Genomic DNA, 6445 nt, shown 5'->3' on the forward strand with positions numbered 1-6445 from the left:
ACCCGCGGGCACCGGCCCGGTTTTTTTTGCCCTATCGTCCCTTCCTTTTTCGCTGAACAAGACTGACACGATGAAAATTGGCCTGATCGGATACCCGCTGTCCGGCAAGACAGCCGTGTTCAACACGCTCACCGGCCTTCACGCCCGCACGGACAGTTTCCACTCGGCTGGCAAGCAGGCCAATGTCGGCCTGATCAAGGTGCCGGACGTGCGGATCGACGAGTTGAGCGCGATATACAAACGGAAAAAAACGACCTACGCCGAGATCAATTTCGCCGATTTCGCCGGGATCAGCGCCGACTCCGGCTCCGGCGGGTTCGACTCGCAGTCTTTGAGCCTGATGCGCCAGCTCGATGCGCTCGCGTTCGTGGTGCGGGCGTTCGAGGACGAAACCGTCCCGAATCCCCGCGGGCGGCCAGACCCCGTGGCCGACGTCACCGGGATCGAGGAGGAACTTCAGCTGGCCGACCTGATCGTGGTCGAAAACCGTCAGCAGCGCCTGGGCAAGGAAGCCAGGCAGGGCACGAAGGAATACGAGCTGCTGGAAAAATGCCGCGCCGCGCTGGAGGACGGCCGGCCACTGCGGGATATCGGCCTCGGCGGCGAGGAGGCCAGGGCGCTGACCGGGTTCACCTTCCTCTCGCTCAAGCCGCGGCTGATCCTGGTCAACACGGGCGAGGACGCGCTGGACGACGACCGCGGGGCGGGCGAAAAGTTCGACAACACGATCACTTTCTGCGCGAGTGTCGAGCAGCAGATAGCGGAACTTCAACCCGATGAGCAGCAGGAGTTCCTGGAGGCGATGGAGATATCCGAGCCAGCCCGTCCCAAGTTCATCCGCGCGGCATACGGGCTGATGGAGCTGATCAGTTTCTTCACGGTGGGCGACGACGAGGTGAAAGCCTGGACGATCAAGGCCGGCACACCGGCCGTGGAGGCCGCGGGCAAGGTCCACACCGATATCCAGCGCGGGTTCATCCGCGCCGAGGTGGCCGCCTACGACGACTATATCGTGGACAGGGACATGGTCAAGCTCAAGGAGCGCGGAAAATTGCGACTCGAGGGCAAGAATTACGTTGTACAGGACGGAGACATCATCAATTTCCGGTTCAACGTCTGAGCCGGAGCACTCCCCCCCACCCCCCGACGGGAGCCTGGCGATGAAGACCTGGATCTGCGTAATCTGCGGATATCGCTACGACGGCGAGGAGCCGCCGGAGATCTGTCCCGACTGCGGCGCGCCGAAAGACAAGTTCGTGGAGCTGTGAGGTCACGGCAGGCGAGTAAACAGGCTGGCCAAATGGCCTGCCTCTTTGTTGCTATAGAGCCACTGTAATGCTGCTGACTACGTTCGCTTATATTAAGAACTAGATGATAAATATTGACACAATCTATTAACTGAAATAATTTGAAATTACCTGCCATCTAGAATATAACATTTGGTGGAGTGAATACGAATATTGTCTAAATTTGACAAAAACGGTTCCGATAATTATATTAATAACAGTTCTTCATCCCCGGTTGTGCCTTAGGGCCACCGGGCTCCCCCGGGTTACGATCCGGGGGTTTTTATTTGTCATATTCTTAGCTACCCTTGTTTTATACTTAGACGCACTACTGTCCGGTTAAAATTTAAGGGACAGAGCTATTTGAGGTTGATTAGGTTTTAGGATTTTAAGTTTATCGAATTTCATTCTTAGAACTTCAATGATATCAACGTGTTCCATCAATGTTTCTCCGATAACACGTGTCAGCTCGTGCATGGAATAGGCATATCTGGTCTGGAACTTGATAAAGGCCAGCAGCAGATAATAAATCATCGCGGCCCAGATTTGAGTCATCACTGCATTTTCGCTGGTTCCAAGGAAAGTTTTGATTTTCAAGTTTTGCTTGATCCATTTGAAGAATAACTCTATCTGCCAGCGGTGTTTATAGAGTTCTGCGATGGTAGAAGCCGCCAGCTTGAAGTTGTTGGTGATAAAGACCAGTTCTTTTTTCTTGTTGCTGTCGTAGAAAGTGATCAGCCTCAGTTTTTCAGGATAGTATTGTTGTTGATAGTAGCCTGTTAGGCGTATAGTCTGGTCAGAGATTACGCCTTTGTTTTTAGGCACTTCCTGCTGTCCGGTAACTTCGTATTTAAGGTTCTGTTTCGCCCTGGTGATAAAGGATACCCTGTCTAACTCGAGAGAGTAGAACCAGTTGAAGTCGTAATATCCCCGGTCCACTGTGATTATGCTGTCCGGTAGCAGCTTTGGAAAACCATATCTTTGATCCTTAACAACTTTTACGTCATGGCATCTGCCATCTGTGAGCGTGATAAATGAAGGCAGACAGCCGTTTTGATCAAGCAGAGTATGAATTTTCATGGCCCCTTTGCGCTTGCGGTAACTGGCCCAGGGAAAGGCCGACAAACAAAGCTTGACCAGCGTGGAATCCATTGAATAAAGCGGATTCTTGAACCTGAACTTATGGCCCGGAGCCAGGCTTTGACATTTGCGCAGAAATTCGTAAAACACATCCTTATAAATATCCGCACTGCGCTTGCAGTTGGCATCCGCCAGTGTGCTGCGGGCCACGCTCTACAGGCCAAGGTGGTACCACTTCCGGCGCTGGCTCCCCAGGCTGATCGTTATATCCCGCAAGCTTTGCAAACCCCTGGCCTGAGAGTAAAGCAATACTATAAGCTGTTGCCAGCAGCTAAAACTCTTGGTGTATCTGTCGCCTGTGTAACGCTCAACACTCTGCTTGAAACCATGACCAGAAAGAAGTTGCATAAGCTGACCAAATACTGTATTCCTTCTCATAGGGCTAATCCTCCATTTCTTTATTGGTATTTGACTCCTCCAAGCCAAATCTAATAAGAAGGGGGCTTAGCCCGCTTTGTTTTTATTTTAACCGGACACTACTGACTTAGACGGAAGGATAAAACGATGCAAATGATCATAGAAGAATTAAAAAAAGGTAATCATTCCATAGTTGACTATTTCGTAGCGGCCGAAAAAAAATGGCCAGAGATACTATGTTTTATCGAGAATCTTACCACAGAAGAACTAGCAGAAAAAATATCTGATCGCCAATCGGAATTTATGCTAGAATGTGGAGGAGATACACTTGGCAAAATTATAATGGCTTGGAGTGGATTTGCACATTTTTATTCTTGTCAGGAAGGATTTGGAGATAATGCAAATGGGCGCTACGCTTATAAACTTGCCCAAGCGTTCCAAAAGAGCAGATGCAGTGTTGAAGTGAAAGATACCGCAAAGCAAGCGGCTAATATATATGGCACCAATGATTATGCTTGAGTTTTAGTTATCAAAAAGTGATTTTTTATTCACCCTTTGACAAAGGGGTGTTAAGATACGAAGAATTATATTCGATCAAAAAACTAATGAAATAAAAAAAGGCAGTCCAAAAATGGACTGCCTTTTTTTATGCGGCCCGGTAGCGGAGCAAGGCTCAGAACACCGAGAGCATCAACACGATCCACAGCGAAACCGCCCCGCCGGCCGCCATTACCAGCACACCGTAGCTGATGATCTTCCTGTTGCGTTTTACCATCAGGTACGCTCCCGTAGCAACCAGCACCAGCATGGCCAGCGCACTGAGGTCCATCACCGCCGACCAGACCAGAGTCCAGCCCCAGTTTTTTTTCTCTTTCAGGCCGCTGTGCAGACCGGCCAGCTTGTGGAGGTCGCGCAGGACGAACCAGCCGTCCGTCCTGGTCCGCTTCAACGAGCCGGAGCCGCTGCCCAGCTCGAGGTTGATATCGTAAATGTGGCCGGGCCGGTGCGCCATGACCCGGAGCTTGTTGTTCTCCGGCTCATGGACGAACAGGCTGATCTCGCCTTTCAGGCCCAGTTGCGCCAGGATCGCCTTGGCTTTCTCCGCGCTGTTCCCCGCCTGCGGGACCTCGATCTCGATCTGCTCGACAGTCTCGACGCGCTGCTCCCATGTTTCCCACAGCGGCCAGCGGTGGTTGAGAATAAAACCGCTGACAGCGAATATGATTAAGGGAACGATCAGGATCAGGCCCAGGTAGATATGGATTTTTTTAAGCAGCGGTTCGAGTCTCATCAGCCTTCCCGGTCGAGTTGCCGTTTATCACTCAAAACGAAATTATCAACAGGCTGGTTCCTTGCAAGTATCTTTGATCAACGCCGAGAGCGCCGTTCAGTCCTCCAGCACCCGCAGATATGGTAGAGCTATCGCCCCATACAAGCAAGACAAATTACCCAGCTTGGAAGTAACAATTTTTGTGGTATTTCTTTTTACTTTGTATTTGTCGACTGTCTTGTGCATGGGTCCGGCGAAAAAATCCCAGGCCCGCGCCACGGAGCCGCCGACAACAACGATTTCCGGGTTCAATACGTTCACCAGATAGGCCAGGCCGAAACCCAGCGCCTCTCCCATCTGCGCAAAAATCTCGCGGGCCAGAGCTTCACCGTCTGCGGCCCTGGTGTGGATCTCCGCGCCCGTCAGTTTATTTCCGCCCGCGCGAAAATACTGCTCGGCCAATGCGGTGCCGGAGACCCGGTCTTCGAGGATCCCGTCCCGATAGGGCGCGGTCCAGATTTCGCCGGCGCAGTCATTTGAACCACGCAATAAACGGCCGTCGATTGCCACGCCCAGGCCGAGGCCGGTGCCCAGTGTGATCCCGCAGCAATCAGCGCAACCCACGGCCGCGCCATGGCGCATCTCGCCGAGCAGGAAACAATTGGCGTCCTTTTCCATGGTAACAGGTAAGCCGAGACGCCCGGCCAGCTTCCTGGCGAGAGGATAATCTTTCACAGTGGGCAGGTTAGGCGATTCGTCGAGCAACCCCTTTTTGTACTGGATTGTCGACGGCACTCCGATCCCAAGGCCGGAAACGCTCCCGATCCTGCATCCGTTGCCCTCGACCGTAGCCAGAAAATTGTCCGCGATCCTCTCGACCAGCTCTGCCGGAGCGAGCTTAACCGGCGTGGGAGTTTCAGTTCGTGAATCGAGAATATCGCCGGCTGCGGAGAAAAGGGCGGAACTTATTGTTGTACCGCCCAGATCGACAGCACCGAGCAGCTTGTTCGATGTCTGATGTCCCATGTTCGTTCTTCAACTCCCCTTACTCCGCAAGGAGCATCAACTCCACGGTGCGGAACTCGATCGGATGGCTCTCGGCCTGCAGCGAGATATAGCCGCCGTCGAGCATCAGAGCGCTCCCGCCCTCCAGCAGCCGCCGCGCGTCCTCGTCGCTGTCGTCCAGTTGGGGCCGGGTATACTCCAGCACAACCTGCCCGTCGACCTTGTGCCGGATCAGCTCGTTGCCGCGTACCTCCACCTCCACTGTTACCCACTGGTCACCGTGATAGGTTTTGCTGCTGGAGTTGAGGCAGTGCTGGGTCCAGAGTTCGCCGTCCAGCACCACGTGGGTGCCGGGCGTGCAGAGATTGGCGGTCTGCCGTTCGTTGACACCATCTCCGCCCAGGAGCTGGACCTCGACACTGACCGGGAAATTCTGCTCCACCCTCATGCTCTCCGGGCTCTGGCAGTGGACCATGATCCCGCTGTTGCGAAACGCCCAGCTCTCGCCAGCGGGGCACTGTTCGCCCACGAACCGGTATTCCACGCGGATCAGGTAGTTCGAGAACGGACGGTCGTAGAAAATGTGGCCGAACCTGTTGCCGAAACTGTCGTAGCGGTCGTAGGCGACTTTCATCACGCCGTCCTCCACCCGGAACGTATTGCCGAAATTGTCTCCCAGCTCGCTGCCGGCCAGTTTCACTTTCCACCCCGAAAGGTCCCGTCCGTTGAACAACTGGATCCACTCCCGCGCCTGCTCCTGCTCTTTTTCCGGCGACTGGCTTTGGCCGCAGGCGGCAGCGGCGGCAATAACAAACGCGCATACGACAGCGACAACACTCCGCAACGGTCTCATCATGACTGCCTTTCTCGAAATGTCGGTCGATGGACTGGCTCGCGAAAAAGCGGCGAGGCCTCGGATTAAAACCCCTTGAATCCCTCTTTTTCCAAAAGAGGTTATATGGTCCTTATTCAGTTATGGGAAGCCGGCCTACATTCCCCAGAGATGGCTCGTATTAACCGGTTTACCCTGCAACTTAAGGTAATAAAACAGTTGAGTTTTGTGCTGATTCAGGTGAGCCACCATCTGCAGGAAACGATGACCCAGGATCATCTCGGTCGGGTCCCAGGGCGCACTGGCGGTCTGGCCGGCCAGCTTGTCCTCATCGCATTCAGCCAGCATATCGAGGGCCAGTTGCTTATCTTTCGCCAGAAGCTCCTTTGCTTCCCTGACACTTCCTAGACTCGGCAGCTTCTCTGCCGGTGGCAGCATCAGCTCGGGGGATAAATCTTCAATATCCGTGCCTTCAGGCATCCCCCAATCACCGGTGATAAACCCGCGAATTGGCTGGCCGCAAGCGGCAGCGATGTGCATGAGAAGCTGGCCGGT

Annotated in this window: 7 protein-coding genes and 2 pseudogenes (1 of these 9 only partly in view); 3 read left to right on the plus strand and 6 right to left on the minus strand. The window is 53.7% G+C overall.

All coding sequences use genetic code 11. From position 1 onward, the window contains the following. Positions 1-70: 70 nt before the first annotated feature. Together ychF and FVQ81_05915 are read left to right on the plus strand one after the other, a co-directional pair. Entirely contained in the window at positions 71-1120 is a 1050-nt protein-coding gene (gene ychF, locus FVQ81_05910; GenBank protein MBW7996101.1) for a redox-regulated ATPase YchF, read from the plus strand. A gap of 40 nt (positions 1121-1160) precedes the next feature. Next, positions 1161-1262 (plus strand): annotated as a pseudogene (locus tag FVQ81_05915) (NADH peroxidase). A gap of 363 nt (positions 1263-1625) precedes the next feature. Here FVQ81_05915 and FVQ81_05920 read toward each other — a convergent pair. Then, complete coding sequence (locus FVQ81_05920) at positions 1626-2576, minus strand: IS4 family transposase (GenBank protein MBW7996102.1); 951 nt, start codon at positions 2574-2576, stop codon at positions 1626-1628. A gap of 3 nt (positions 2577-2579) precedes the next feature. After that, a complete protein-coding gene (locus FVQ81_05925; GenBank protein MBW7996103.1) occupies positions 2580-2804 on the minus strand; it encodes a DUF4372 domain-containing protein in 225 nt (74 codons plus the stop codon). A gap of 126 nt (positions 2805-2930) precedes the next feature. Here FVQ81_05925 and FVQ81_05930 point away from each other — a divergent pair, with 126 nt between their 5' ends. Next, positions 2931-3302, plus strand: coding sequence for a hypothetical protein (locus tag FVQ81_05930; GenBank protein ID MBW7996104.1), 372 nt, complete (start codon positions 2931-2933; stop codon positions 3300-3302). Between the two features lie 154 nt (positions 3303-3456). Here the strand turns inward: FVQ81_05930 and FVQ81_05935 are convergent, their stop codons facing one another. The 4 genes and pseudogenes from FVQ81_05935 to FVQ81_05950 form a co-directional block, all read right to left on the minus strand. Next, positions 3457-4074: a hypothetical protein gene (locus tag FVQ81_05935; protein ID MBW7996105.1), complete on the minus strand. Its 618-nt coding sequence runs from the start codon at positions 4072-4074 to the stop codon at positions 3457-3459. Positions 4075-4170: 96 nt separating this feature from the next. Continuing rightward, complete coding sequence (locus FVQ81_05940) at positions 4171-5079, minus strand: ROK family protein (GenBank protein MBW7996106.1); 909 nt, start codon at positions 5077-5079, stop codon at positions 4171-4173. 19 nt (positions 5080-5098) lie between these two features. Then, positions 5099-5914 (minus strand): DUF1080 domain-containing protein, encoded by an 816-nt coding sequence (locus FVQ81_05945; GenBank protein ID MBW7996107.1) that lies wholly within the window; start codon positions 5912-5914, stop codon positions 5099-5101. Positions 5915-6046: 132 nt separating this feature from the next. After that, positions 6047-6445 (minus strand): annotated as a pseudogene (locus FVQ81_05950) (DinB family protein); it runs 139 nt beyond the window's last position.

It is taken from the genome of Candidatus Glassbacteria bacterium (genome assembly GCA_019456185.1).
GTDB lineage: Bacteria > Gemmatimonadota > Glassbacteria > GWA2-58-10 > GWA2-58-10 > JAJRTS01.